General features: G+C 46.0%; 20 protein-coding genes. 9 read left to right on the forward strand and 11 right to left on the reverse strand.

Annotated elements, in window-relative coordinates; translation table 11 throughout:
* The 5 genes from XMG48_RS05480 to XMG48_RS05500 all read left to right on the forward strand — a co-directional run bounded on the left by XMG48_RS05480 (window position 1) and on the right by XMG48_RS05500 (window position 7,540).
* Window positions 1–1,131 (forward strand): cupin domain-containing protein, encoded by a 1,131-nt coding sequence (locus XMG48_RS05480; protein WP_173481052.1) that lies wholly within the window; start codon window positions 1–3, stop codon window positions 1,129–1,131.
* A gap of 451 nt (window positions 1,132–1,582) precedes the next feature.
* Window positions 1,583–3,187, forward strand: coding sequence for an isocitrate lyase (locus XMG48_RS05485; RefSeq protein ID WP_173481053.1), 1,605 nt, complete (start codon window positions 1,583–1,585; stop codon window positions 3,185–3,187).
* 227 nt (window positions 3,188–3,414) lie between these two features.
* Window positions 3,415–6,615, forward strand: a complete 3,201-nt coding sequence (locus tag XMG48_RS05490; RefSeq protein WP_173481054.1) for an ATP-binding protein — start codon at window positions 3,415–3,417, stop codon at window positions 6,613–6,615.
* A gap of 1 nt (window position 6,616) precedes the next feature.
* The gene (locus XMG48_RS05495) at window positions 6,617–7,315 is read left to right on the forward strand and encodes a fumarylacetoacetate hydrolase family protein (protein ID WP_173481055.1); all 699 of its coding nucleotides are present in this window, start codon (window positions 6,617–6,619) and stop codon (window positions 7,313–7,315) included.
* Between the two features lie 36 nt (window positions 7,316–7,351).
* Entirely contained in the window at window positions 7,352–7,540 is a 189-nt protein-coding gene (locus XMG48_RS05500; RefSeq protein WP_173481056.1) for a DUF2892 domain-containing protein, read from the forward strand.
* Between the two features lie 243 nt (window positions 7,541–7,783).
* Here XMG48_RS05500 and XMG48_RS05505 read toward each other — a convergent pair whose 3' ends face one another.
* The 7 genes from XMG48_RS05505 to XMG48_RS05535 form a co-directional block, all read right to left on the reverse strand.
* Window positions 7,784–8,968, reverse strand: coding sequence for an NAD(P)/FAD-dependent oxidoreductase (locus tag XMG48_RS05505; protein WP_173481057.1), 1,185 nt, complete (start codon window positions 8,966–8,968; stop codon window positions 7,784–7,786).
* A complete protein-coding gene (locus tag XMG48_RS05510) occupies window positions 8,965–9,291 on the reverse strand; it encodes a hypothetical protein (RefSeq protein WP_173481058.1) in 327 nt (108 codons plus the stop codon). Before XMG48_RS05510 ends, XMG48_RS05505 begins: the two co-directional genes overlap by 4 nt.
* A complete protein-coding gene (ylqF, locus tag XMG48_RS05515) occupies window positions 9,288–10,202 on the reverse strand; it encodes a ribosome biogenesis GTPase YlqF (RefSeq protein WP_173481059.1) in 915 nt (304 codons plus the stop codon). The genes XMG48_RS05510 and ylqF overlap by 4 nt, the downstream gene beginning before the upstream one ends.
* Before the next feature lie 112 nt (window positions 10,203–10,314).
* Window positions 10,315–11,739: a glyceraldehyde-3-phosphate dehydrogenase gene (locus XMG48_RS05520; protein ID WP_371731438.1), complete on the reverse strand. Its 1,425-nt coding sequence runs from the start codon at window positions 11,737–11,739 to the stop codon at window positions 10,315–10,317.
* Between the two features lie 266 nt (window positions 11,740–12,005).
* Complete coding sequence (locus XMG48_RS05525) at window positions 12,006–14,549, reverse strand: HWE histidine kinase domain-containing protein (RefSeq protein WP_173481060.1); 2,544 nt, start codon at window positions 14,547–14,549, stop codon at window positions 12,006–12,008.
* Window positions 14,542–16,155, reverse strand: a complete 1,614-nt coding sequence (locus XMG48_RS05530; protein WP_173481061.1) for an ATP-binding protein — start codon at window positions 16,153–16,155, stop codon at window positions 14,542–14,544. Before XMG48_RS05530 ends, XMG48_RS05525 begins: the two co-directional genes overlap by 8 nt.
* Window positions 16,148–16,756 (reverse strand): biliverdin-producing heme oxygenase, encoded by a 609-nt coding sequence (locus tag XMG48_RS05535; protein ID WP_173489202.1) that lies wholly within the window; start codon window positions 16,754–16,756, stop codon window positions 16,148–16,150. Before XMG48_RS05535 ends, XMG48_RS05530 begins: the two co-directional genes overlap by 8 nt.
* A 230-nt stretch (window positions 16,757–16,986) precedes the next feature.
* Here XMG48_RS05535 and XMG48_RS05540 point away from each other — a divergent pair, with 230 nt between their 5' ends.
* Both XMG48_RS05540 and XMG48_RS05545 read left to right on the forward strand, forming a co-directional pair.
* Entirely contained in the window at window positions 16,987–17,772 is a 786-nt protein-coding gene (locus XMG48_RS05540; protein WP_173481063.1) for an amidohydrolase family protein, read from the forward strand.
* Entirely contained in the window at window positions 17,753–19,447 is a 1,695-nt protein-coding gene (locus XMG48_RS05545; RefSeq protein ID WP_173481064.1) for a ShlB/FhaC/HecB family hemolysin secretion/activation protein, read from the forward strand. The genes XMG48_RS05540 and XMG48_RS05545 overlap by 20 nt, the downstream gene beginning before the upstream one ends.
* Window positions 19,448–19,451: 4 nt before the next feature.
* On the opposite strand, the gene XMG48_RS05550 is transcribed toward XMG48_RS05545, so the two are convergent.
* Window positions 19,452–20,393, reverse strand: coding sequence for an MBL fold metallo-hydrolase (locus XMG48_RS05550; RefSeq protein ID WP_173481065.1), 942 nt, complete (start codon window positions 20,391–20,393; stop codon window positions 19,452–19,454).
* 48 nt (window positions 20,394–20,441) lie between these two features.
* Window positions 20,442–21,197: a triose-phosphate isomerase gene (tpiA, locus tag XMG48_RS05555; RefSeq protein ID WP_173481066.1), complete on the reverse strand. Its 756-nt coding sequence runs from the start codon at window positions 21,195–21,197 to the stop codon at window positions 20,442–20,444.
* 198 nt (window positions 21,198–21,395) lie between these two features.
* Between tpiA and XMG48_RS05560 the strand changes: the two genes are divergently transcribed.
* Window positions 21,396–22,376 carry a glutathione S-transferase family protein gene (locus tag XMG48_RS05560; protein WP_173481067.1) on the forward strand — a complete coding sequence of 327 codons (981 nt, stop codon included), beginning with the start codon at window positions 21,396–21,398 and terminating at the stop codon, window positions 22,374–22,376.
* 164 nt (window positions 22,377–22,540) lie between these two features.
* Here XMG48_RS05560 and pgl read toward each other — a convergent pair whose 3' ends face one another.
* Complete coding sequence (pgl, locus tag XMG48_RS05565) at window positions 22,541–23,227, reverse strand: 6-phosphogluconolactonase (protein WP_217362056.1); 687 nt, start codon at window positions 23,225–23,227, stop codon at window positions 22,541–22,543.
* 18 nt (window positions 23,228–23,245) lie between these two features.
* Entirely contained in the window at window positions 23,246–24,715 is a 1,470-nt protein-coding gene (gene zwf / locus XMG48_RS05570) for a glucose-6-phosphate dehydrogenase (protein ID WP_173481069.1), read from the reverse strand.
* A 224-nt stretch (window positions 24,716–24,939) separates the two neighbouring features.
* On the opposite strand from zwf, the gene XMG48_RS05575 reads away from it, so the two are divergent.
* Window positions 24,940–25,785 carry a D-hexose-6-phosphate mutarotase gene (locus XMG48_RS05575; RefSeq protein WP_173481070.1) on the forward strand — a complete coding sequence of 282 codons (846 nt, stop codon included), beginning with the start codon at window positions 24,940–24,942 and terminating at the stop codon, window positions 25,783–25,785.
* The last annotated feature ends 58 nt before the right edge of the window (window positions 25,786–25,843 follow it).

Raw genomic sequence — 25,843 nt, forward strand, 5'->3', positions numbered from 1 at the left:
ATGTACACAATTAACTGGGGTGATTTAACGGTTGAGACGTTTCTGCGTGACTATTGGCAACAGAAACCAGTGTTAATTCGCAATGCATTTCCCGACCTTGAACCCGTTGTCAGCTCTGATGAATTGGCAGGCTTATCCCTCGAAGAGGAAGTCGAATCGAGACTGATTCAATTCAAACCGGACAGCTCAGAATACCAGTTGGAATGTGGTCCTCTAAATGAGGAGACCTTCGCACATCTTCCAGAATCGCACTGGACGCTTCTAGTGCAAGCCGTAGACCACTACTCCCCCGAAGCAAAAGCATTGCTAGATGCCTTCAACTTTGTCCCTAACTGGCGCATCGATGATCTGATGATCAGCTATGCAACGCCGGGTGGTGGTGTTGGACCACACTATGACAACTACGATGTCTTTTTAATTCAGGCTAAAGGGACACGTCGCTGGGAGTTGGGTGATATTGAATCTAGCCAATCACCCCGTTTACCGGATGCGCCGGTTATGATTCTGAGTGAATTCCAATGCCTAGAGAGCTTTGATCTGGAGCCGGGCGATATGCTCTACCTCCCTCCACAAGTCGCTCATAACGGCATAGCAACCAGTGAAGATTGCGTCACCTACTCTGCAGGATTCAGAGCACCATCCGATGCCGAGATACTGCGAACCGTATCAGACAGCATCGGTGAAGCCCTGACTAGCGAACACCGGTTTAGTGATCCTAAACGAACTCTTTGCCAATCGCCGGGGGAGATCGATCAAGCGTCCATCACTCAAATCGAACAGCGCCTAAAAGCACTTTTATCCAATCGGGAACAGCTTGAAAGCGCTTTAGGGTCCTTGTTTTCAGAACCTAAGTATCCTGATCAAACTGAACAGCTTGACCCAGAGGATTACGATGATTGGATACTGGGCGCCACCGAGGACGGTATCGAGCTTCTTCCAAACAACCGCCTGCTCTATTCTGATGGTGAACAGTTCAAACTCTTCTGTAACGGCGTTCAGCTAGAGGTCGATGACGCAGAGATAGAACTTGCTAAACAGCTAGCCAATCAAGGTTACCTATCAGCTAATCAGTACAAGATTGGCGAGTCATCGCTCATCAAACAGCTCTTTACTCAGGGAGCCATTCAGTAGGTAATCGTGCCTTCACATTAAACCAGCGGTTCGCCAAAGGACAGCTTATGTCGCTTTTATACTATTTTCCACCTACAACTTCTTGCCATGCACCAAAGGTCTTATAGAAGAAATTGGTATATAAAAAGAGTATTTAATCGCTGTAAAAACAGACAATTTACGACCATTTACTATTAAACTTAAGTCGCTAAACCATAGTCTATATTAAAGTAAGTTATTGTTTTATATGAATTAAAACAAATATCACCACATTGACTGCTTGTAGTTTAACTACAAGAAATACGACCACCCCCTAACTGACACCCTCCATTCTATGCTGCTATGCACAAAAGCACTTTGACAGCAGGTGCAGCAATCCTCATGATGTCGCCATCGGTCAGGTTTGATTTTTTTGAACCGACAGAGATTTAACACATTCGGGTGCACAGGTACCCATTATTGAGGATGAGATATGTCTACATACAAACAAGAGATTGAAGCTCAACAAGCGACTTGTAACCAGTACGGCGGCACTTGGTCAGCAATCAATGCTGAATCTGCTGCACGCATGAAACTTCAGAACCGTTTCCACTCGGGTCTAGATATCGCTAAATACACTGCAGCGATCATGCGCAAAGATATGGCTGATTACGATGCTGATACATCTAAATACACTCAGTCTCTAGGTTGCTGGCACGGTTTCATCGGTCAACAGAAACTAATCTCTATCAAGAAGCACTTCGGTTCTACTGACAAGCGCTACCTATACCTATCTGGTTGGATGGTTGCAGCTCTTCGTTCAGAGTTCGGCCCACTTCCTGACCAATCAATGCACGAGAAAACGTCTGTGCCAATGCTTATCGAAGAGCTTTACACCTTCCTTAAGCAAGCGGATGCGTGGGAACTTAACCACCTTTACCGTGAGCTAGACGCTGCACGTGACGCTGGCAACAACACTAAAGAGCAAGAGATCATCGCTAAGATCGATAGCTTCGAAACTCACATCGTTCCAATCATTGCTGATATCGATGCTGGTTTCGGTAACGCGGAAGCGACTTACCTTCTAGCTAAGAAAATGATCGAAGCCGGTGCATGTTGTATCCAGCTAGAGAACCAGGTTTCTGATGAGAAACAGTGTGGTCACCAGGACGGTAAAGTTACTGTACCTCACTCTGACTTCCTAGCTAAGATCAACGCTGTTCGTTACGCATTCCTTGAGCTTGGCGTAGATGACGGCGTAATCGTTGCACGTACTGACTCTCTAGGTGCTGGCCTAACTAAGCAGATCGCTGTGACTAACGAGCCAGGCGACCTAGGTGACCTTTACAACAGCTTCCTAGATGGCGAAGTAATCAACGGTCCTGAAGATATCAACAACGGTGATGTAGTCGTTAAAGCGAACGGCCAACTAATGAAGCCTAAGCGTCTTCAGTCTGGTCTATTCCAGTTCAAAGCGGGTTCAGGTGAAGATCGTGTTGTTCTTGACTGTATCACCTCACTACAGAACGGCGCTGACCTACTATGGATCGAAACTGAAAAACCACACGTTCAGCAGATCGCTGGCATGGTTAACCGCATCCGCGAAGTGATTCCAAATGCGAAGCTTGTTTACAACAACTCTCCTTCGTTCAACTGGACGCTTAACTTCCGTCAGCAAGTGTTTGATGCTTGGACTGCTGAAGGTAAAGATGTTTCAGCCTACGATCGCGCTAAACTAATGAGCGCTGACTACGATGAGACTGATCTAGGTAAAGAAGCGGACGCTAAAATCCAGAGCTTCCAGGCTGATGCATCACGTGAAGCGGGTATTTTCCACCACCTCATCACGCTACCGACTTACCACACGGCTGCTCTATCAACTGATAACCTAGCGAAAGGTTACTTCGGTGACGAAGGCATGCTTGCATACGCAGGCGGCGTTCAGCGTAAAGAGATCCGTCAGGGTATCGCGACTGTTAAGCACCAGGACATGGCTGGTTCTAACATCGGCGACGACCACAAAGAGTACTTCGCAGGTGATGCGGCTCTTAAAGCGGGCGGTAAAGACAACACAATGAACCAGTTCGCTAACGTTTAATCGTTAGACACTGCTCACAAAAAACGCGCCTTCGGGCGCGTTTTTTTTCTTATAAAAACCTAGATAAGACCAAATTGGTATAAATTCAGAGGGCCTCACTTCTTAAACTCCAACTATAATGAGTTTATAACAAACCAAAAAAGCCGAAGAGACACAGATTAGATGGCACAAAATTTGCTAAGAATAGTGTTCTTATTAACGCTTAATTACTCATAAGTATGCAGTCTATGAATTCACATCTAAGCAATCTGTTACGCCACCCAATCTACTCACTGGCTTTAGCGTTATTCGTCGGATTGGCCAGTGCTGGTTTGACCCCCATACTTTTCTTCGACGCTTCTCATCGTGTTACTTGGTTCGATATTGGACTGTTTTCACCCGTGGTGCTTGTCGCGGCCTCGGCAATAGCGTCTAAAAGCCTAATCCTGCGTAATCGCCAAATTGGGCTCTACCTTTTGGGGTATCTCCCACTCCTTTGGCATCTGACAGCTGAATCACTAGAGCAAACACTTATCAAAGGGGTCATTGTTGCCATTGTGGTTACCGTCGTTGTGCACACTAGCACCCCCATTTTTGATGACTGGAAGAGAGAGATTCTAAGCAAGCGTTTACTGGGTGTACTTTCGGTGATCATCGGATCGCTTTTCATAGCTTATCTTGATGGAAAACTGAGTTACATTAGCTTTGCTGAACAGTTCTTACCGGCCTTTATCGCGATCTTAAGTGCGCGAATCTTCATCACTTGGCTAAACATCGATAAAACAGAGAGAGAGCCTTTTCAGATCTCTCATCTCATTCCGGTTGCACTCTTCATTGGACAATTACTCTTTGTAAACTTAGCACCCGACGCGTTTTTGAGGCCGGGCATTGTCATATCCCTTGCCCTACTCGCTGCTGCCATCACTCTACCCTACAGGCTATTCTGTCTCTTTTTGCCCATTGCCTTGATACTGAACGCAGTAGAGTTCTCTATCAGCCCCTATACCCAGACAATCGTAACCGATCGAGTTCTGCTTACATTAGCCATGGTTGCCTTCGTCGCTAGCTTTATTGCACTTAAAATTAGACAGCTAAATTTTGCTAAACTGAAACTTATCCAAAACCGCTCTGAATTAGAACAAGCCGTTAACCGCTTTGAGAAAGTATCCGCTGTTTCAGAGATCGCTCTTTTCGAGCAGATGGATGCGCAAGGTTCTTTATGGAGTAACCAACAACTTAAGAGTTTGTTGGGCATTGATCAACAGACCAAGCTGACATTACAGGGACTTTTAGGAAAAATATCTTTAAACGATCAACCGGCACGACTTGAAGATCTAACACCTCTGGATGATCAACCCTTCAGATCAATGGTCAGCATTAATGACAATTCAACCACTGCCAAAAAAGTATTATTGACGGTTAATGCCGATAAACAAGGTTTTCTATTTGGTTCACTGATTGATCAAACTGATACGCTTGAACGTGGACTGATAGCTCTAAAGGCTAAGCGTCAAGCAGAGCAATTTGAGAAGATCAATACAGCATTAATGCAGACATTGGAACAGGCGGCTGAAAAGTCAGGTTTCGATCTGGCCACAGTGCACCAAGAGTCAGAGACTATCCACTTCGCTTTCAAGGGTCATAGCGTTAATTTTCCCTCTACCGATTTTGCAGTTCATCAATTAGTAGAGAGAGTAAAACCATCGCACAAAGAGGCAATTAACTATCTCTTACAGGGCAAAATTGACAGCTGCGAAATTCCATTAAACCTTTCGAAAACTGAAACCATTTGGTGGAAAATCGACCGTATTGGCGTTGACCCTGAGAACAATGACAACCTGTTTATTCAAGATATAAGCTTGGAGAAACGAAACCAAGATAGAGTTTTGAAGTCTCGATCTGATGCAGAACTGGCCATTCGAAAACTCAACATCACGACAGATACATCGGGCATTGGTCTCTTTGAGATAGACCCGATCAATGAAAAAGTGCGTCCATCTGCAACCTTGCGAGAGATACTAGATTTACCGGTTAGTGAATTTATCTCTATTAAGGGATTTTTAGGCCTCTTCGACGAAGAAAATGATAGTGAATTTAAATTGACACTTTTGAGTTTGCTTGCCTTCAAAGGACCTAAACATTTTAACGTCACAATCGATAGTCAAAATGGTAAACGCTATTTTGATATTACAATGACCAGTCAGGGGCTATTGTCAGTTGACCGGCAAATCCTAGGTAGCATGATCGAAACAACGGATCGACAGCGACTCATAGAGGAGTCAAAAGATCTCTTGCACCAGGCAAACCTATCGTTTGTTCAACTTCAGGAGCGCTTTGACAGTGAAAAACGGCTATTTGGCATTATTGCACATGAGATTAGAACACCCGTCTCAGCCATAAAAATGATGCTTGAAGATGATAACGACCACAGCCTAGAGATCAATCAGAGTGTAAACCATCTATTGAATCTAATAGATGATCTTCGAAATGTTGTTAAACCTGAACAGCAAACTGCAAGACAGAGAAAAACCGGTCAAATTACACAAACTTTGCTAGAAGTGTGTAACTCAATGCAAATCTCAGCCAAAGAGGCTCAAATTGATTTAGTTGTGTCAGAGTTTGACTGGGAAGACCCTGAAACCTATTTTGATACGACCTCTCTTAAGCAGATGCTGATCAACTTTTTGCGCAACGCTTTTATTCATAGCGGGGCTAGCCAGGTCTCTGTTGAACTCTACAGACCGACGATCGACACCAACATCGTCAACTACACCCTTAAAATAAGTGATAACGGACAGGGGATTCCGAAGGAGTTTCAAGCCAATATATTTAATGCCTACTATCGCGGCGACTCAAAAGCGGATGGCAGTGGTATTGGCTTGTATCTCTGTATGCAAATTGCCCGTGAATTGGGCGGCACTGTCCAATACGAAGATACCCCTGGTGGTGGCGCCACCTTCTTGATCAATCTATCCGTGGATCTTATCTCAACGGACTCTAGCACTAGCGAGCTCGATTCACAGAAAACTTCAGAGCCAAAAGAATCAACTCAATCGACTAAGGCTTTGGACCTTACCAATAAGCGCGTCCTGGTCGCTGAAGACAATCTAATGATTCGCACGCTTACCAAAAAAATGATTGAGGGTCTTGGAGCCGAGGTGATTGCCCAGGAAGATGGTCAGTTAGCTCTTGAGGCGGCTAAAGAGAGCGACTTTGACATAGTTGTGACAGATATTTTCATGCCAAACCTCGATGGATATGGCTTAGTGTCAGCGCTTCGTGAGATCGGTTTTTCCGGACCTATTGTCGGGGTGTCAGCCGCCACAATCGGTGAAGAGCGTGATCGATTAATCGAAGCCGGCGCTTCTGCGGCACTGGCAAAACCTATCTCTGTAGAAAAATTGACGGAAGCATTACAATCCATAGATCAACAAAATCAGAGTCTATGATATGTCGGACAGTTATCTATTTACGCCTCGCCCAGTCACCGCCTTAACGATTCGCGGTGACGAACGTAAATTTCCAGTAAATCGCATCTTTTGTGTTGGCCGAAGCTATCAAGCACACGCGGCCGAGATGGGCGATAAGATTGATAAAACCTCTCAAGAGCCCTTCTATTTCATTAAAGACCTTAACGCCATTCAGGCGTCAGGAACCGATCTACCCTATCCTCCAGGAACTGAAGACCTACACTACGAGATGGAGTGGGTCGTCGCGATCGATCAGCCGGGCTTTGAGGTCGATGAAGAGAGAGCGGAAGCGATGATCTATGGTTACGCCTGTGGGTTAGACATGACACGCCGTGACCTGCAGCAGAAAGGTAAAGATAAACGTCGTCCTTGGGATCTAGGTAAAAACTTCGAAGGCGGTGCCATCATTACCGACCTGGTACCAAAATCGGTCACAGGAGTGCTTGAACGTGGCAGGATCGAACTGCGTGTTAATGGTGAAACCAAGCAGTCAGCTGACATCTCTGATCTGATCTGGTCACCCGCAGAGTTGGTCATGCACCTCTCTAAATATTACCACATACAGCCGGGGGATCTTATCTACACCGGTACCCCTGAAGGAGTGGGCCCCGTTGTCAAAGGTGACCGTATTGAAGGCAGTGTTGAAGCTGTGGGCTCAATTTCACTTAACATCGTATAACGAATTATTAAAACCCTCTCAAAAGGAGATAGTGATATGAAATGTAATGTCGCTGGAATGGATCGCGCTCTGCGCATTATTGTCGGCTTAATCCTGATTGGGCTAGCCTTCACAGAGACAGTGGGTAGCTGGGGTTACATTGGTGTAGTACCGCTGTTAACCGGTGTGTTTGGATTTTGTGGTGCTTACACACTGTTCGGACTGAACAGCTGTAAAACTAAGTAACACTTCATGGGTTGGAGCGGTCTTTCAAAGGCCGCGATTATCGCCTCATCTTCGATAAGGCTCCAACATCAATTCAAAGCTTTAAGCGTTGGAGCGATCTCACAGAGGTCGCGAAAAAGGCATCGCCTCATCTTCGATAAGGCTCCAACATCAATTCAAAGCTTTAAGCGTTGGAGCGGTCTTTCAAAGGCCGCGATTATCGCCTCATCTTCGATAAGGCTCCAACAATTGAACTTAACTTGCCTAAACAACTTCGCCGGCGGCATTTCCTGATGCCCACGCCCACTGGAAGTTGTGTCCACCTAAATGGCCTGTCACATCCAACGACTCACCGATAAAGTAGAGACCTGGGACACTTTTCACTTCCATGGTTTTCTGCGAGATGGCTTGAGTATCTACCCCACCAATGGTCACTTCGGCTGTACGATAGCCTTCGGTTCCCGAGGGTTTCACCTGCCATTGAGTCAGTTGCTTGGTGAGCGCTTCAATTTTCTCATTGGAGAAGTCACCCACTGCCCCAGCAAAGCCCCAGATTGAGCACAATACCTGAGCCAATCGCTTACTCATGTACTCACTAAGCACTCGCTCAATGCTCTGTTTTGGAGTCGCTTGTCGAGCCTCTTTAAGTTGCTCGTCAATATCAATACCGGGAAGCAGATCAATTTCAACACTCTGACCTGGCTTCCAATAGCTCGAGATCTGAAGAACTCCAGGGCCGCTTATGCCTCGATGAGTAAACAGAATAGGCTCTAAAAAGCTCATCCCCGCACAACTGACGCGCGCATTTTGTGCTGTCCCAGAGAGCTCTTTGAGTGGCGTTAAAATATCAGGCTGCAGCGTAAATGGGACCAGTGCGGCGCGGCGAGGGGTAACCGGTAGGTCAAACTGTTCGGCCACATCATAAGCAAAGCCGGTCGCACCACCATTAGGGATGGAGAGTCCGCCTGTTGCAATAACCAACGACTCACATTGAATTGAACCAGTCGAGGTTTCTACGAGAAAACCATGCTCATTCTGGATAAGAGAATGGACACTCACCTCTGTCTCAATCTTTACACCCGCCCAATCGCACTCAGTGGTGAGCATCGTTAGAATCTCTTTACTGGATTCATTACAGAAGAGCTGACCTGGGGTCTTCTCGTGGTACTCAATCCCATGACGATCGACCATATCGACAAAGTGTTGAGGTGTATAACGACTCAATGCCGATTTACAGAAGTGCGGGTTATTCGATAGAAAATTGGCTGGGGTTGAGTGAAGGTGGGTGAAATTACAACGCCCTCCTCCCGACATTAAAATCTTACGGCCCACTTTTTTAGTGTGTTCCAACACCAGAACAGAACGGCCACGATAGCCAGCCGTTAATGCACACATCAGACCGGACGCACCGGCACCTATAATTAGGACATCAACCCTGCGTTTACTCATTCGCTGCCGTTGGTCTGCTCGCTGCTGTTATCGGCTTTTTCAGCACTCTTTTTATCGGCGTTGTATTGACGGATCTTATCCGCTAATCGGCCACCCTTGCGCTCACCACGACGGCCGGCCTCGGTATCACGCTCAATTGCTGATTTTGTTGGTTTCGCATTAATACGTTTCTGATCAACAGACACATGCTTTTTCTTCTGTTTTTGCGCACGCTGTTTTCGGCTCTCATAGCTGTCAGGGTCGGCCAGACGCTCCTGCTTACGGGGCGTTTTATCCAGCACGATTTTGTTAGCCATGCGCTTCTGCTTTTTTAAACGGGTCACTTAGAACTCTCCTCTGCCTTGGCCGCTTCTTCGGCCTCTTGGGCAGCTAATTCAGCGGCAATACGATCTTTCTCTTGCCACTCTTCCACTGTTTCAAAACTGATGCGCCCTAGCTTACCACCGCGCATCTCGTTCATGAGTATCTCGGCCGCCTTGTGTATATCGACCACACCGCCGGGTCGCAAGCAGCCTCGTTTACGGCCAATTTGATCCAATAAGCCTTCACCTAACTCCGGCAGCTCTTTCAATTTATAACGCTCTACTAGTCGCTCAGGGTAAGCATTAAGGATGAAGTTAGCACCATAGACAGCCACCTGATCATAATCGATCGCAGTATCTTTAATCGCACCACTGACCGCCAACCGGTATCCAGAGTCTTGGTCCTCAATTTTTGGCCACAAGATACCGGGAGTATCCGACAGAGCCATCCCCTGAAATACACTGTAGCGTTTATTCGCTTTAGTCACGGCAGGTTCATTACCCACTTTGGCAATGCGTCGGCCTAACAGAGCATTGATCAGAGTCGACTTACCCACATTGGGAATGCCCATGATCATGGCACGCACTGGGCGATCTTTGTTAGCACGGGCAGGCACGGCATCTTTACAGATTTGCGGAATCGACTTGATGGTTCTCTTATCACTTGTCGTTAACTCGATGGCCGTAATGCCCTCTTGCGCATTGAACTCCTGCAACCAAGCCTTGGTTTTGTCGGGATCTGCCAGATCGGATTTATTCAGAATTTTAAGAACCGGTTTGCCTCGACGTAACGAGGTCACCAAGGGGTTCTCGCTTGAGCGAGGCAAGCGTGCATCCAACACTTCAATAACAATGTCGACCTCATCCATAAGTTGCGCAATCTCTTTACGCGCTTTATGCATGTGACCGGGAAACCAGTTAATACGTTCCATAATGACCTATGCCTTTAAGTTGGGCGCATTATACCTGTTTATTAAGAATGAATCAGAGACAAAAAAACCGGAGACCCTCTCGGTGACTCCGGTTTTTTTTACAAAAGAGTAATTACTCTTGTGGGAAAGCCTTAAGCGTACAATTGGTAATCTCACGCGCTAGACGGATAACCTGACAGCTGTAGCCGTACTCGTTATCGTACCAAACGTAGAGAACACAGCTCTTACCGCTTGAGATAGTCGCCAATGCATCGACAACACCTGCAGCACGTGAGCCGACAAAGTCGCTCGAAACTGCTTCAGGTGAGTTAGAGTAGTCAACCTGCTTCTGAAGATCAGAGTGCAGCGCCACTTCACGAAGGTAGTCATTCAAAGACTCACGCTCAGTCTCTTTCTCTAGGTTCAGGTTAAGGATCGCCATAGAGACGTTCGGTGTCGGAACACGGATCGCGTTACCGGTTAGCTTACCTTCCAATTGTGGAAGCGCTTTAGAGACCGCCTTAGCTGCACCCGTTTCAGAGATAACCATGTTAAGCGCGGCTGCGCGGCCACGTCGGTCACCTTTGTGGTAGTTATCGATCAGGTTCTGGTCGTTAGTGTATGAGTGAACGGTCTCAACGTGACCATTAGCAACACCGTACTTGTCATCCATCGCTTTAAGGACAGGCGTAATGGCGTTAGTGGTACAGGAAGCAGCCGATAAGATTTTATCCGATGCTTCGATGTCACCATGGTTAACACCCATAACGATGTTTTTGATGCCTTTACCTGGTGCTGTAAGGATAACGCGATCAACACCTTTAGATTGAAGGTGAAGCGCAAGGCCTTTGTCATCACGCCAGATACCGGTGTTATCAATAACAAGCGCATTGTTAATGCCGTACTGAGTGTAATCAACCTGATCTGGGCCATCGGCGAAGATCACTTTGATCGCATTACCGTTTACGATCAGGGAGTTCGTTGCTTCATCAACTTGGATAGTGCCTTTGAACGAACCGTGAACTGAGTCACGACGCAACAAACTTGCACGCTTCTCTAGGTCGTTATCGGCTTTGCCCTTACGTACAACAATCGCGCGCAGACGCAGCGTGTGACCTGCACCCGAGCGGTTCAACATGAATCGAGCCAGTAGACGACCAATGCGACCGAAGCCGTATAGGACGACGTCTTGACCACCAGTATCTTCTGTTGATGCGCCAGCAAGTTCAGACTCTAAATAATCATTCAAATCCGCTGCACCCGATTTACGGAAATTAACAGCCAATTTACCGATGTCGATGTGTGCGTTGCGGATGCCCATTTGAGACACCTTCTCAAGTACTGGGAAGGTATCTACGACTGAAAGCTCTTCACCCTCAACCTGACGAACGTAACGGTGATCTTTAAGTAGATCGATCACAGATTTACGAACAGACAGTTGGCCGAAAACAGAAATTTCAACGTTTGATTCACGGTACAAACGACCAACCACAGGGACCATCGCTTCGGCGATCGATTCACGAGCATTCCACTCTGCTAGCATCAGTTCTTGAGACACAGCACACTCCTTTATAAAGGTTAAGTAACCCGTTAATTATGACACAGATTGAAATAAAGGATATACAACTTACTGTTCATAAGTTATTGATATAACTTGTAAAAAACCAACAAATGTCGACTACAAAACTACAAAACCCCTATTTTTTTGTGAAAATTACGTAACTATTACAAAAGTTAATTTTTACTTATTATTGAGTTAAAAAATCGTCATCAATTGATACTAAACCACCCCTGATATCGATGTGAGTTAGCTGAGTTACTCAATCAACTCTCCAGCGACTGAATGGCGGCCTGTATTACAGAGCTACTAAAGGGTTTTTCAACAACAGGAACATTTGCATGCTTCTTCTTAAAGCCATCTTTAACGGAGCTATAGCCAGTGGCAAAGATGAAAGGCACACTCTTATTCCGAAGACAATCTGCGACCGTTTCACTCGACTCATCGCCCAAGTTGATATCCAAAACCGCCAAACCTGGAATCTTTTTATTGATCGATTCATGCGCCTCTTGAACGGTTGCAGCTAACTCAATATTTTTGTAACCCATTGCCTGCAGCATTCTCTCCAACTCAAATCCGATGATCATATTATCTTCGACTATGAGAACACTCTCCTTATCCGGTTGCCCCTTGTGAATGATAGATACTGCCTCACTCGATGTAGAGTCGCTCTTATGCTCTGCTTCTGCAGTCTCAAAATGCATCGCAGGTATGACAAATTCTGCAACCACACCGGATCGTTGATACTCAATCTTGGCTACCCCGCCCAAATCATGAGGAATAGATCGATTGATAATGACCGACCCGAATCCAAACTGTGAGGGTGACTGTTCGATCGTTACACCTGATTCGCGCCAATATAAATGCAGTTCCCCTTGGTGAATCTGCCAGTTCAAATTTATTTGACCATTTTCAGATTTAGCCGCGCCGTATTTAACGGCATTGGTTAAAAGCTCATGAATCACCATGGTCATAGTCGTGAAGGCCTTAGGACTCAGTTTGACCTCAGGACCTGATCGTTTCATGAGATTAGTCTTCGCCACTAAAGCTCTCTCTTCATTGTCGAGAATCATTGTGAGCGGAGCGAAATTCCAATTTTTTTCAGTTAAATGCGTCTGTGCAATGGCTAAAGATTGCACACGTCCCCCTAAAATCGATTGAAAATCCTTAATTGATAAATCTTGTGTCGATGTCTGCGAGACAATCCCTGATATCAACCCAAGAATATTACGAACTCGGTGATTAAGTTCGTGTATGAGCATATCTTTTTGACTTTGCGCTTCACTGGCGATGCGGTTGTAATCATCTAAGTTACGTACAATTATTTCCAACAGTACGGTCTTGATCTGTTCAGCCAAGGCAATTTGTTGATCTGTCCAAGGGGCTGAATACCCCTTTCTCATTTCGATCCAAGCTTCGAAACTTTTTCTTGGTGTTAAACGAATACCGTTTGGGCCTAGCTCAACTGGCTTCTCAGGATTGCCAGCCCAGCTCACCTTTTGCGGCTCCTCTTTTCGAAGAAAAATAAGCAGATCCTTAGGCCTTCTAGACATCGGAACCACTAACATACCAGCAAAACGATCAGCGATTGTGAGATCATCATTGAGCCACTCTTGCAGTGACTCCACACTAAAAATACCGCTTTGTGATGAATGATTGAGTCGTTTTACAACCAGTTGGATATCTTCAGAACTAATCGGATCTCCGGCCACTTGGTATTCACCTCCGACCACCAGCACCATGGAATCGGAGGGAATGAGTTTATGAATAAAATTGACATGCGATTTAAGGTTATCAAAGAGTGACAGATCATTGTTTAAGCTTGTCACCAATTTCATATGCAGCTGTCGGGAGAGCTCAGTATCACTGTGACTTTGGCTGTTAAGCTTTACTCTTAGCTCCAATGCCAAGGACTCAACATAGAGCTCTGCAATTGTTCTATCACACAGCGATACGTATTTATTTGAATAGTGGTGACACGCGAATAACCTCCAAAGTTCACCGTCAACAAGAATGCTAATAGACATAGACGCTGCAACACCCATGTTTTTTAGATACTCAATGTGAACAGGCGATACAGAACGAGTTGAGCTAATCGAAAGATCAATGTTGGCGTGTTGCGGATGGATCGGCACGCCCGTGTCATGTACATCAGCAATCAAACGGGTGAGGTTTCTTTTGTAAAGCGCTCTGGCTTGTCGTGGTATGTCCGATGCTGGGTATCTAAGACCCATAAAGGAATCGACGGATGCATTGCGATGCTCAGCGACAACCTCTCCGCTACCATCTCCATGGAATCGGTAGACCATGACTCTATCAAAGCCCGTTAACGTTGAGACGTGTTCGGCCGAAATTGAGAGCAAATCCTCTAAATTATCAGTGTCTGTTACTTTTCTGATCATCTGCTTGAGGACCTGAAGTTGATCTGAAGAACTATCAACACTCTTTTCAAGCTCAACCACTATGGTGCTGCCCGATAAATGGATCGCCAGATCGTATAGCTGACCTGTTTTAAACAGATCAATGTTTGTGAGTCTCTCAGAATGATTAGAGCCATTTATGCCGAGGAATGTGGCTTTAATCCTATTCACTTCAGTCTTATCGAATAGAGTCTCTAAATTTCGACCCAGCATCTTATCCACGGGTACCTTAAACAGCTCTGTGACATTTTCGGAAGCGGCAATGATGCCCCAATCTGAGTTGAACGCGATAAAATAACCAAAGCTCTGTACGCGTCCCAAAAGGTGAATGGGTTCTTTTTCACAGGTACTCAAATCGTATTGTGTATTCAGTTTGACGACGTTAGACATAATGTTTTTGCTCGTTTTCATTAATCACGGGTTGGTATTGATTCAGGCGAACCTTATTAAGAACGGCTTCAATGGCAGTCATTCCCGCGGGTTTATTGAGTATCTCGTTAAATAGATGCGCCGTATTGGTGAGCTCAATAGATGAAGAATCCAGTGCCGTTAGACCAATAATGGGAAGGTCATACCCCTTATCCCTAAGTTGTTTAGTGGCTTCAGGTCCATCTAATATCGGCATATTGAAATCCATAAACACTAGGTGAAAGTCTTTCTCTGATTCCACTTTATCAACGGCCTCAGCACCATTTTTGGCCAAAACCACATCGACATTTCCGATCTTTAATAGCTGTGATTTCAGAAGGATTAGATTGGTCATGCTGTCGTCTACAGCAAGCACCTTCAACATCAACTCTTGAGGGGGGCTCTCTGCTTTTAATTTAACCTGTTGAGCAACTGAATCACTTAAACCACTTTTTGCAAAAAAGTCGTGTAACAGGCTTGGCAAAATAGGCTCAAAAATTTCATCCGTTCGATCGACCAAGCCTGGTGGAAAAGCACTATTCTCAGATCGAATGATCGCTATTCGTCCCTCAAGGATTTTTAACGTCCAATCCCTACAGAGATGATTCTCTTGAATCGCAATTTTCTCTGAGACGACCAACGCATCAATGTTTGTCTTGGTTAGCTGTTTGAAAGACTGGACTCTGATGACCGAGGCACCCCAATCCCTTAAGAAGGTCTCAATGATTTCAAACTTAACTGATTTATCAGCAACAACCGCCACGATCGGGTCTGATCTAAATTTAAGGGGCGCTGAACCAGCTATTGACTGAGAGACAGGTAGCCTCAATTGAAAAGAGGCCTTAGTCCCCTTTCCTAAATCAGATCTCAGAACCAGGCTTCCACCCATTTTTTGGACTATGTCTAAACATATGCCCAAACCCAACCCTGATCCTAGTGGCCTCCCCTTTTGTACATCAACCACCTGTCCAAAGGGCGAAAGAATTTTTTGTATATCTTTTTGATCAATTCCAATTCCGGTATCAATGATCGAGAAATGGATCTCTACTTCTGATCCAATGTGCCCCTTTAGTGCAGCCCAGACCTCGATCGAACCGCTATCGGTAAATTTGATCGCATTACCGATCAAATTGTTTAAAACTTGCTGAAGGTGAACACCATCGACCTCAACATTTTGTCTGAATAATTTCGGATCAATCATCAAACCGAGTTCAATTCCCTTACCCTCAGCAGCAATTGAGAAAGTCTTAACGGTCCTTTCAATAAGGTCCGTTATATCGGTTGTGACGGGATTGATGACAACAGCACCCGACTCACTTCTTGCCGCTTCGATCGCCTTGTTCAGTGAGTCAAGAAGCCCGTTCGACGCCACACTTATTTTATCAACATGCCGTTTCGCCATTGGAGACATCTGTTCCGATTGCAAGAGTTCAGCTAGGCCCATGATGGCATGCAGCGGCGTCCGTAGTTCATGACTTAATGTTGCTATGACTTTTAACTGTTCAGTACGTGATTGGCTTAGCTCTGATTCATTCAATTCTGTAGCAATTTCAGGCTCGACTTTAACGGTCTTTTTTTGACTAGCCATTTGCCACCTCATCCAATTTAAAATATGAGTGACTGACAATATCTAGAGAGTCACTCATGCTTAAAAATAGTTTTTTAGCTGATTCAACTGCCGTCTCAATTTGCTGGGGTTCAATGAGCTGAGAATCGAGTTCATATTGCGTCGCTTTCCAAAGCGCGAAGGTGTTATCTCTGTACCCGTTATAAAAGTGGGTCACATCATGTCTATTCAAACTCCGCTCTATGAGCGGTGCTAACACCCTCCCCCCTAATGAAGCGCCTTCAAAGACATAAATCGCGCCTAGCACCTCAGATAGAGAGTTGTGATGAGTTTCAAAAGGTTCAGATTCAATAATGCAATCCAACGCATTCAGAGACTTAAGATCTTGAATTAACCAAATGTAACGCTCAGAAACACGCTGTTTTAAGGCTTCATTGGAATGATTCAAAAAGAGAGGTAGATGTTTTTTAATCCAATGTTCCAGTGCAACTAGAGCGAGAGTATATTCTCGCTCATTCAGAGTAGGTCGCACTAAAGATCTAAGGATAGGGTGAGCATCTAAGGATCTGTGAGCTGCATTCGTAGACTGTTTCAAACATTCTGACGCATTAACATGGAGCATTGCTAAAGTCCTTCTGTTTAAAAGGTTACTTAAAGTTCCTGTACTGCTCGGAACTATTTTTATTGTCTGACTTAACCATAGATCAAAAATTTGCAAAGCCAGCTTTTTGTTATTTTATAAGCAATTTTGATGCCAACTTTTTAAATGCGAATTGATTTTTTAACAGAACAATCTGGCTAACAACTATCGACGTAAATGCTCAAATGAGATCTCTTTTTGCACCCTTACTGATGACTTTAAGCCTAACTAGCTGGGCTTCTAACATTCCTATTTTCGATACGCACGTTCACCATAACGATAAAACTCAGGACGAGTTTGATGATCAGAGAGTCCTCTCTCTTCTTCGTCAGTACGATATTCAGAAGGCCCTTGTCTCCAGCAGCGGTGATGACAACACTCAACGATTAAAGAGCTTGGCGCCTGATCTTGTGCTGCCAGCACTTCGCCCCTATCGAAAAAGTGGTGAATTAAGAACCTGGATGCATGATGAGTCGGTCATTGAATATTTAGAGACACACCTCAAAAAGAACCGTTACTTCGCCATTGGTGAGTTTCATGCGTTTGGCGATGAGATGCAGACACCCGTGTCAAAAAGGTTAGTGGCTTTAGCCAAAGAGTACGGCTTAGTGTTGCACCTGCATGGCGATCGTCAGGCGATGCAGCAGATCTTCGAACACTGGCCCGAGGCTAAGGTACTCTGGGCACACGCTGGGTTTGAAGCCCCTAGTGATCTGGCTGGACTATTTGATCAATACCCAAACCTCTGGGCTGATCTATCCTTTAGACCAGAGATTGTTACCTGGGGAGGCTTCAACCCTGAGTGGGAAAAGGCTCTACTGGCTAACCCTAATCGATTCACCTTAGGAGCTGATACATTCAACCTGGATCAGTGGCAGAAGATGCCGCTTTACACTCTGGATACACGAGATTGGTTAAGTACACTGCCTTCAGAGGTGGCTAAAAAAATTGCTTACGAAAATGCGGAGAGGCTATTTGATGTTTCCATTTCAGATTAGACAACCGCGTTATCACTCACTGATACCTCTTATCACACTGGGACTAAGTTGCTCTTTATCTTCGCAAGCATTATTCGCCGATGTCACCACCGGTGTCATGTTGAATCAATTTCAGAGTCAATTTCCAACCATCTACCTACCCTCTGTCGGTGAGGTAGATCGTCGTCGTTTTAAGTTGCCAGATGCTACCTCAGGTGATCCCAGCTTGTACGTCAAAGGGTTTGAGTTTACCGGCGTAAGCAGCATCGATATCAAGTATCTGCATCAAGCATTCTCGCCCTTTGAGGAGAGAGCGTTCACCCCTAAGCAACTGCTTGAGCTGACGGATCTGATCACCGACACCTATCGTCAACATGACATTGCGGCTATGGCGCGCATCCCTCCACAGGATGCTAAAAACGGAACGATTGTTTTTGAGATACACGAGTCAAATTTTGTCGGGGCAATACTAGATCATGGTTTTGAAGATCATTTTAATGTCTCACTTGAGCGTGTCGAAGCAGTCGCCTCTCTTCCAGGGTCTGAAGGGGCACCGCTGATACTCTCTGAACGAGAGCGTCAGCAGTTACTGACCATAGATATGCATGGCATCAGCGTATCAGGCGGACTGCAAGCAAACGATGACGGGGATCAGGAGCTAGAACTCTGGATAGAAAACAGTGACAGATTCTCTGGATCCATTGATCTAAACAACCAGGGTCTGAATGGAACGGGTGAAGAGCAAGCCGTTTTAACATCGATGCTATCTAGCCCATTTCAACGGGGTGGTGCTGGCTACCTGAACGCCATTAATAGTACCCAGTCTCAATTTCTTAGTATGGCTTATAGAGGGCCCATTGGGCTTCGAGGAACGACGTTAGACCTGCAAGCAGGAGGGCTTTCGGCCGATACAGACAGCAAACGACATCAATCAATCTCCTACTCTTTAGGCGTTCGCCACCCACTGATTAGAACCCTTGGCAGCAATCTATTCCTATCAGGCATCGCAGAACAACGCTTGCTTGAGGAGAGCTCAATAATCAACAACTCTTCACTGACAGACAGCGATTACGAAGTAAACACATTGAGACTGACGCTCGATGGAAACCGCGCCTTACACAAAGATAGGCTCACGTATCGACTTCAAACCACCTTGGGTAACACTGACCTTGAGGGCTCACCCAACCGCGGTCATGACCTAGCAAATGCTAATACTGCGGGTGCATTCAAAACATTCAGTGGATTCTTAACCTATCGAAAACGGTTAGCCGATAACTGGCAAGTATTGACCCATTTACAAGGCCAAATGAGCCCTAACAACTTAGATGACAGTCAACGATTAATTGCAGGCGGGTCTCAGGGACTTCGGGGTTTCAGTGCTGACGAGTTGATTGTCGATCAAGGCGCGCTGGTTCGTGTAGATATTATTAAACGGCTGAACGATCAATGGCGATTTGGTGGTTTTATCGACTGGGCAAAACTGGAGAGACGCAGCAACAATACCGACATCAATGGTAGCCCATTGGAGTCCCATAACCGAATATCTGCTTATGATTGGGGCGTCGCCTCCAGCTATAGAGTCCATGAGTCACTTCAATTCGACTTATCTGTCGCTCAAGCACTATCGAATACTCAAGGGGTGAACACCGAACAGGGCGATTTAACCACACTACTGAATTTGAAATGGGAGTTTTAAAGCGTCACTCCCACTCCATCTCTTCAAAGACACGCTGTGCATTGCGCCCGTGGATCTCTTCGTAGACGTTCAAATAACTGAATGCACTCTGGTCAATGGATGACACACTCTGCATATCACCACCCTCTTCAATCAACTCACCCACTTGTTCACGCAGAAACCTGAGGTAATCAAGGGTATCAGCCTTAGCTTTTTCCAAGGTTGTTGGTGCTCCATGGCCCGGAACAATCACCTTAGGATTTAACAACTCAATCACCTCAAACGCCTCTATCCAGGTTAGATGTTGTGATTGGGAGGCCACACCAAGCATCCGATCAACAAACACCGTATCGCCTGTATAGAGAGCGGATACTTCAGGTAACCAGACAAAGTTTTCACCCGGAGTATGAGTATGACCGACCGGAATAAACTGAACCGATCGATCACCCAGTGTGAGGGTACTCTCTGAGTCTAAAAGCGTATTGGCGTAGACAGGTTTTGTGCCTTGATAGGCGTCACCAATCAAGTTAGTAATTCGCATGACCTGCTGAGCTTCACGAGCCCTCTGATCGGTTTGGGTCGCAGTGCTACTGATCAATTCAGCGCCCTGTTGCGCAAAATAGTCGTTGCCAAACCAGCGGTGATCTTGGCCACCGGTATTAATCACTTTAATGACCGGTTGATCGGTGACTGTTTTGATCGTAGCTTCGATTTTCTCAGCCCCTCTCCAGCTACCACCTGAGTCAATCAACAGAACCCCCTGGTCAGAGACTACAAAACCAAAGGTGGCATTGTTTCCGAAATTTTCGGGAGATCGATCGGTCAGCGGCCCCACAATAGAATAGGTATTTGGAGCCACCTCTATGACCTGTAACTCATCAGCTTGAACCAGAGATGTTATTGCTAAGGTTAAAATAGCATTGGATTGAGTGGTTGGGGCCTTATCGTAGATGAGGCGATTTCCCATGGAGTGAGGGTCAGGCTGAAGGCCAGACCCTGATAAGGGTTTATGTGATCAGTTTGCAGCGGCTCGACAGATCGTCGCGAAGCTGTCAGCTTTAAGGGATGCACCACCGACCAATCCACCGTCAACGTCAGCCATAGCAAGTAGCTCTGCAGCATTTTTGTCGTTCATGCTACCACCGTAAAGAATGGTCACGCGATCAGCGATATCAGTGTTGTGTTTGGCTATCAAACTGCGAACAAAGGCATGAGCATCCTGAGCTTGTTGTGGTGTCGCAGTTTCGCCGGTACCAATCGCCCAGACTGGCTCATAGGCAATCACAATTTGTGCAAAAGTGTCTGCACCACATAGATCGACAACCGCATTGACCTGCTCTTCTAATACAGCATTCATTTGACCCGATTGACGCTCTTCCAGTGTTTCACCGATACAGAGAACCGGTACAAGGCCGAGCTCTAGTGCTTTAAGCGTTTTTTCTGCCACCAATTGACTGGTTTCACCATAGAGAGAGCGACGCTCAGAGTGCCCCGTCAGTACATAAGCACAGCCAAGATCACGGATCATTTCACCACTCACTTCACCGGTGAAAGCGCCTTTCTCTTGATCACTTAGGTTTTGCGCACCCACTTTTATGGCAGTGTCGGCGGTTAACTCCAGTGCTTGAGGAATATAAATGAAGGATGGACAGACCGCGATATCAACACCTTTTAGAGAAGCGACCTGATCGGCCAAACCAGTCAATAGAGATTCGTTGGTCATCAACGATCCATTCATTTTCCAGTTACCCATAATTAGGGGGCGTCTCATCACGTAACTCCTTAGATCCAAACAAAAAAGACAGCTTAATAAGCCTAGAGAGCCGGATCAACCATTAGTTGCCTAGAAGAGCATTTTATATCAATCTATCTTTCTTATAATTAAGAGTTTCTTTGCGGCCCATTAAACAGGTTGGAGCTCTTTGTCGTAGTGCTTAATAAGATTAATGATTAAACAGGCAATCACTCAATGGGACTTCTAATCGACGGTCAGTGGTATGATCAGTGGTATGACACTAAATCATCCAATGGAAAATTTATTCGAACAGAGGCGCAATATCGAAACTGGGTTACCCCTGATGGTGCCGAAGGCCCAACGGGTGATGCAGGTTTTAAAGCTGAACCGGGTCGATACCACCTCTATGTCTCATTAGCCTGCCCCTGGGCACACCGAACTCTAATCGTCAGAGCACTCAAGGGTCTACAAGACCAGATCTCATTTGATGTGGTGCACCCCTTGATGCTTGAGCAAGGCTGGACTTTTGATTCAGACTTTCCAGCTGCAACCAGTGATCGTGTCAATCAGAAGCAGTTTATGCACCAGATCTATACCCAGTGCGATCCAGAGTACACCGGTCGGGTAACAGTTCCAGTACTTTGGGATAAACAGAATCAGACCATTGTTAGCAATGAGTCCTCAGAAATTATTCGTATGCTCAACTCAGGTTTTAACGAGATTGGCGCAAATGATCTGGATCTCTACCCTGAATCGCTCCAAGCGGAGATTGATCAGTGGAATGAGTTCATCTACGAACCCGTTAACAATGGTGTCTATAAAGCAGGCTTTGCAACGACTCAAGAAGCTTACGATGAAGCGGTGGTGAATCTCTTTAAGCATCTGGACAGACTGGAAGAGAGGCTAACCACTCGTCGTTACTTAGTGGGTCATCAGTTAACCGAGGCTGATATCAGACTCTTCACGACTTTGATTCGCTTTGACCCAGTATATGTTCAACACTTTAAGTGTGACCGTAAACGAATCGCAGAGTACCCGGCACTATCGAACTATATGCGTGACATCTACCAGCAGCTCGGAGTAGCAGAGACCTGTGACCTTGATCATATCAGACACCACTACTACCGCAGCCACCCGACTATAAATCCGCATGGCATCATCTCCTACGGTCCAGAGTTTGATCTGATGGCGCCACACGGACGCGAGTTTTTGTAGTTGTTGGAGCCTTATCTTAGATGAGGCGATTGGTTTGAAGTGCATCGCGGCCTTTTCAAGACCGCTCCAACAGCAAGCAGCTAACCATGTTGGAGCCTTATCGCAGATGAGGCGATTTTAAAGAGCATCGCGGCCTTTCAAGACCGCTCCAACATGCTGTCGGGTTAGGGAGCCCAGTAGATATCGACAGGGGTTTTGCTTTGGCGTAGAACAGCGCGCACAGGCATCTCTTCGGTGTCGCCCTCACCCATCGCTTGCTCAAGTACCGGCAGTTTTGAATCGCCACAAAGGTGAATAAAGATACGTTTAGCGTGCAACAACCTTTGCAAGGTCAATGTCATACGCAAATGGGGAGCGACGGGCGGAGTCACACCCATACAGGCTTTAAAACCATAAGGGTTTAACGCTGCCGTTAGCTCTGGTGCATTGGGAAAGAATGATGCGGTATGACCATCCTCGCCCATGCCTAAAATCACGGCATCAAACTCTTTTGGAAGTTCACTCAGAACCTCTTCTAGCTTGGTTTGACCAGAACAGGGATACTCAGCGTCATTAAAGTGAGGAATAAAATGCGCAGCCGCCGCTCGATTCTGTAGCAAGTGTGTTTTTACAGATAGAGCATTGCTGTCTTCATGGGTATCGGGAACCCAACGCTCATCAGCCAGAGTAATCCAAACCTTAGACCAATCTAGCTCTTGGACAGAGAGCGATTGGAATAGTGCCGCCGGTGTCCGACCACCCGATACGACCAGTGTCGCACGGCCACGCTCTTCAATTCCGGCTTTTAATAGCGCGACTATCTCTTCCGTTAAACGACATTCAAGTGACTCTCGTGTATCAAATTGAAACATATTGGACATCATTAAACCTCACTCGTGCCAAGAACGACCATCACGCTCGATCAGAGCGATTGAACCAATAGGTCCCCAGGTACCGGCGTTGTAAGGTTTCACTTCGTCACCGACATCTTTCCATGCCTGAATCAACTCGTCACACCAAGTCCAAGAGGCTTCAATCTCATCACGACGAACGAACAGTGACTGATCACCGACCATCGATTCTAGAAGCAGACGCTCGTAAGCATCCGGAGTTCGTTGGTTAGGATCACTTTCGCTAAAGTCCAGATTGAGCGCACGGTTTTGTAGATCCATGCCTTGGTGCATACCCAGCTGTTTAGTGACCACGTGAAGACGAATGCCCTCGTCAGGCTGCAGACGAATAACCAGACGGTTGTTTACAATGTCACGCTGCTTAGGATCAAAAATAAAGTGTGGGTTATTTTTATAAACCACCACGATCTCGGTCATCTTTTGCGGCATACGTTTACCGGTACGCAGGTAGAAGGGTACGCCGGCCCACCGCCAGTTATCGACATTGACTCGTAAAGAGACAAAGGTTTCAGTGTTAGACTTAGTCGCGGCACTGCCCTCCTCTTCACCATAGCCAACCACCGCTTGACCACCAATAGAACCGGCTGTGTATTGACCACGCACGGCACGTTTAGTGACATTGGAAGAGTTAATTGGGTGAAGGGCTTTTAGAATTCTGACTTTCTCATCGCGAATTGAGTCTGCATCCAGCTTGCTCGGCGGGTTCATTGCGACCATGCAGAGAAGTTGCAACAGGTGGTTTTGAACCATGTCACGCATCTGCCCCACTTTGTCGTAATAACTCCAACGCCCTTCAAGACCAACGGTTTCAGAAACAGTAATCTGAACGTGATCGATTGCAGAGTTGTTCCACTGCGAACCAAACAGGTTGTTAGCAAAGCGCAGAGCAATAAGGTTCTGAACTGTATCTTTACCTAGGTAGTGGTCAATGCGGTAGATGCGATTTTCATTAAAGTATTGAGCAACCGTGTCGTTGATCACCTTAGAACTCGCCAGATCGTGACCGATCGGTTTTTCCAATACGATACGCGTCGTCTCATTGATTAACTCTGCACTGCTGAGATTTTTACAAATATCACCAAACACAGCAGGCGGTGTTGCAAGGTAGTTAACCATGATTCGACTGTCATCAAGCTTCGCTTTGATCTTCTTGAAATCTTCGGCGGAGGTCATGTCGACCTGAACGTAATCAAGACGCGCTGAGAAACGTTGCCACTCCTCAGTACTCATCTCACCGGGCTCTAAAAATCGAACCAGTGTCGCTTCCACCGCTTCAACAAAGGCAGCCTGGTCCCAATCCGCACGTGCAACGCCGATGATCTTAGACTCAGGGTTCAGTAGCTTCGCTTTGTCGAGCTGGAATAGCGCAGGAAATAGCTTACGCATTGCCAGGTCACCCTTGGCACCGAACAGAACAAAATCACAGGCTTGATGCATTGCATCGTTCATGAGCTACACTCCTTTGGAGGTGAAAACGGTAAATGTAAAAAATTTATGTAATTTTAGTACATTTTGTAGCAAATGATCTACAAAAGTGATGAGCTAATTTTATATTTAAATGCACTATACCCCTTTCAATTTGGTGATTAGAGCAGTAAAACCTACTATTTACATTGAAACTGATACACTTAACAGTCTGTTAACTTTTTTGTAATTTTTATACGTAATCCAATATGAGCATCGATATTATCCGTTTCAAAGAGCAGCTAGACGCTGTTCAACTGACTTTCAAGAGTGACCTTGCCATCATCTCCCTTTCAGGGGGGCACATACTAAGCTATCAATCCAATGGCGAGGAGCGACTCTGGATGAGCCCTAAAGCCAACTTAGAGGCGGGCAAGTCGATACGCGGTGGCATCCCAGTCTGTTGGCCTTGGTTTGGTGCACACCCAAGCGATGAGAGTAAACCAGCCCACGGCTTTGCACGCACGTCAATCTGGACTTTGGTTGATGCTCAGGATCACGAGGAGTTTGCCTCTGTCACGCTTGGACTTGAGAACAGCGTTGCGAATCCCCTATTCCCACACGACTGCAGCCTAGCGATAAAGGTCACTTTGACCGACAAACTCAGTGTTGAACTGATTACAACCAACCTTGGCAATCAACCGATAGAGATCACGCAGGCACTGCATACCTATCTCCCCATCTCTGATCTAAATAACGCCTGCATTGCTGGTCTGAAGGGCGTGGACTATGCCGATAAGCTAAAAGGTTTCGCACGTGCAACGGAAGATCGAGATTCTGTCGATCTAAAAGAGCCAACAGATAGAGTCTATTTTGACGATTCAAATTGCCTGATCTTGACTGACAAGAACCAAGAAACGCGAATCTACAAACAGAACAGCGGTACCACAGTGGTTTGGAACCCAGGAAAAGAGACGGCTAACAATATGGCGGATATAGGCGCCGAGAACTACCGTAGCTTCTTATGTATTGAGGCGGCTAATGCGATGGAAGATAAGGTCCGCATCGAACCGGGTGAAAGTTATACCCTAAGGCAAGGGATTGACGCAGCGTAGGAGCGGTCTTGCAAAGGCCGCGATGATTTTCATAAGATAGTTGCTAACGGAACTGGTG

Source organism: Marinobacterium sp. xm-g-48 (assembly GCF_013282925.1).
Classification (GTDB): Bacteria; Pseudomonadota; Gammaproteobacteria; order Pseudomonadales; family Balneatricaceae; genus Marinobacterium_E.

Coding starts and splice junctions, on each gene's coding strand:
- XMG48_RS05480 (WP_173481052.1), top strand. CDS start 1: ATGTACACAATTAACTGGGGTGATTTAACGGTTGAGACGTTTCTGCGT.
- XMG48_RS05485 (WP_173481053.1), top strand. CDS start 1,583: ATGTCTACATACAAACAAGAGATTGAAGCTCAACAAGCGACTTGTAAC.
- XMG48_RS05490 (WP_173481054.1), top strand. CDS start 3,415: ATGAATTCACATCTAAGCAATCTGTTACGCCACCCAATCTACTCACTG.
- XMG48_RS05495 (WP_173481055.1), top strand. CDS start 6,617: ATGTCGGACAGTTATCTATTTACGCCTCGCCCAGTCACCGCCTTAACG.
- XMG48_RS05500 (WP_173481056.1), top strand. CDS start 7,352: ATGAAATGTAATGTCGCTGGAATGGATCGCGCTCTGCGCATTATTGTC.
- XMG48_RS05505 (WP_173481057.1), bottom strand. CDS start 8,968: ATGAGTAAACGCAGGGTTGATGTCCTAATTATAGGTGCCGGTGCGTCC.
- ylqF (WP_173481059.1), bottom strand. CDS start 10,202: ATGGAACGTATTAACTGGTTTCCCGGTCACATGCATAAAGCGCGTAAA.
- XMG48_RS05525 (WP_173481060.1), bottom strand. CDS start 14,549: ATGTCTAACGTCGTCAAACTGAATACACAATACGATTTGAGTACCTGT.
- XMG48_RS05530 (WP_173481061.1), bottom strand. CDS start 16,155: ATGGCTAGTCAAAAAAAGACCGTTAAAGTCGAGCCTGAAATTGCTACA.
- XMG48_RS05535 (WP_173489202.1), bottom strand. CDS start 16,756: ATGCTCCATGTTAATGCGTCAGAATGTTTGAAACAGTCTACGAATGCA.
- XMG48_RS05540 (WP_173481063.1), top strand. CDS start 16,987: ATGACTTTAAGCCTAACTAGCTGGGCTTCTAACATTCCTATTTTCGAT.
- XMG48_RS05545 (WP_173481064.1), top strand. CDS start 17,753: ATGTTTCCATTTCAGATTAGACAACCGCGTTATCACTCACTGATACCT.
- XMG48_RS05550 (WP_173481065.1), bottom strand. CDS start 20,393: ATGGGAAATCGCCTCATCTACGATAAGGCCCCAACCACTCAATCCAAT.
- tpiA (WP_173481066.1), bottom strand. CDS start 21,197: ATGAGACGCCCCCTAATTATGGGTAACTGGAAAATGAATGGATCGTTG.
- XMG48_RS05560 (WP_173481067.1), top strand. CDS start 21,396: ATGGGACTTCTAATCGACGGTCAGTGGTATGATCAGTGGTATGACACT.
- pgl (WP_217362056.1), bottom strand. CDS start 23,227: ATGTTTCAATTTGATACACGAGAGTCACTTGAATGTCGTTTAACGGAA.
- zwf (WP_173481069.1), bottom strand. CDS start 24,715: ATGAACGATGCAATGCATCAAGCCTGTGATTTTGTTCTGTTCGGTGCC.
- XMG48_RS05575 (WP_173481070.1), top strand. CDS start 24,940: ATGAGCATCGATATTATCCGTTTCAAAGAGCAGCTAGACGCTGTTCAA.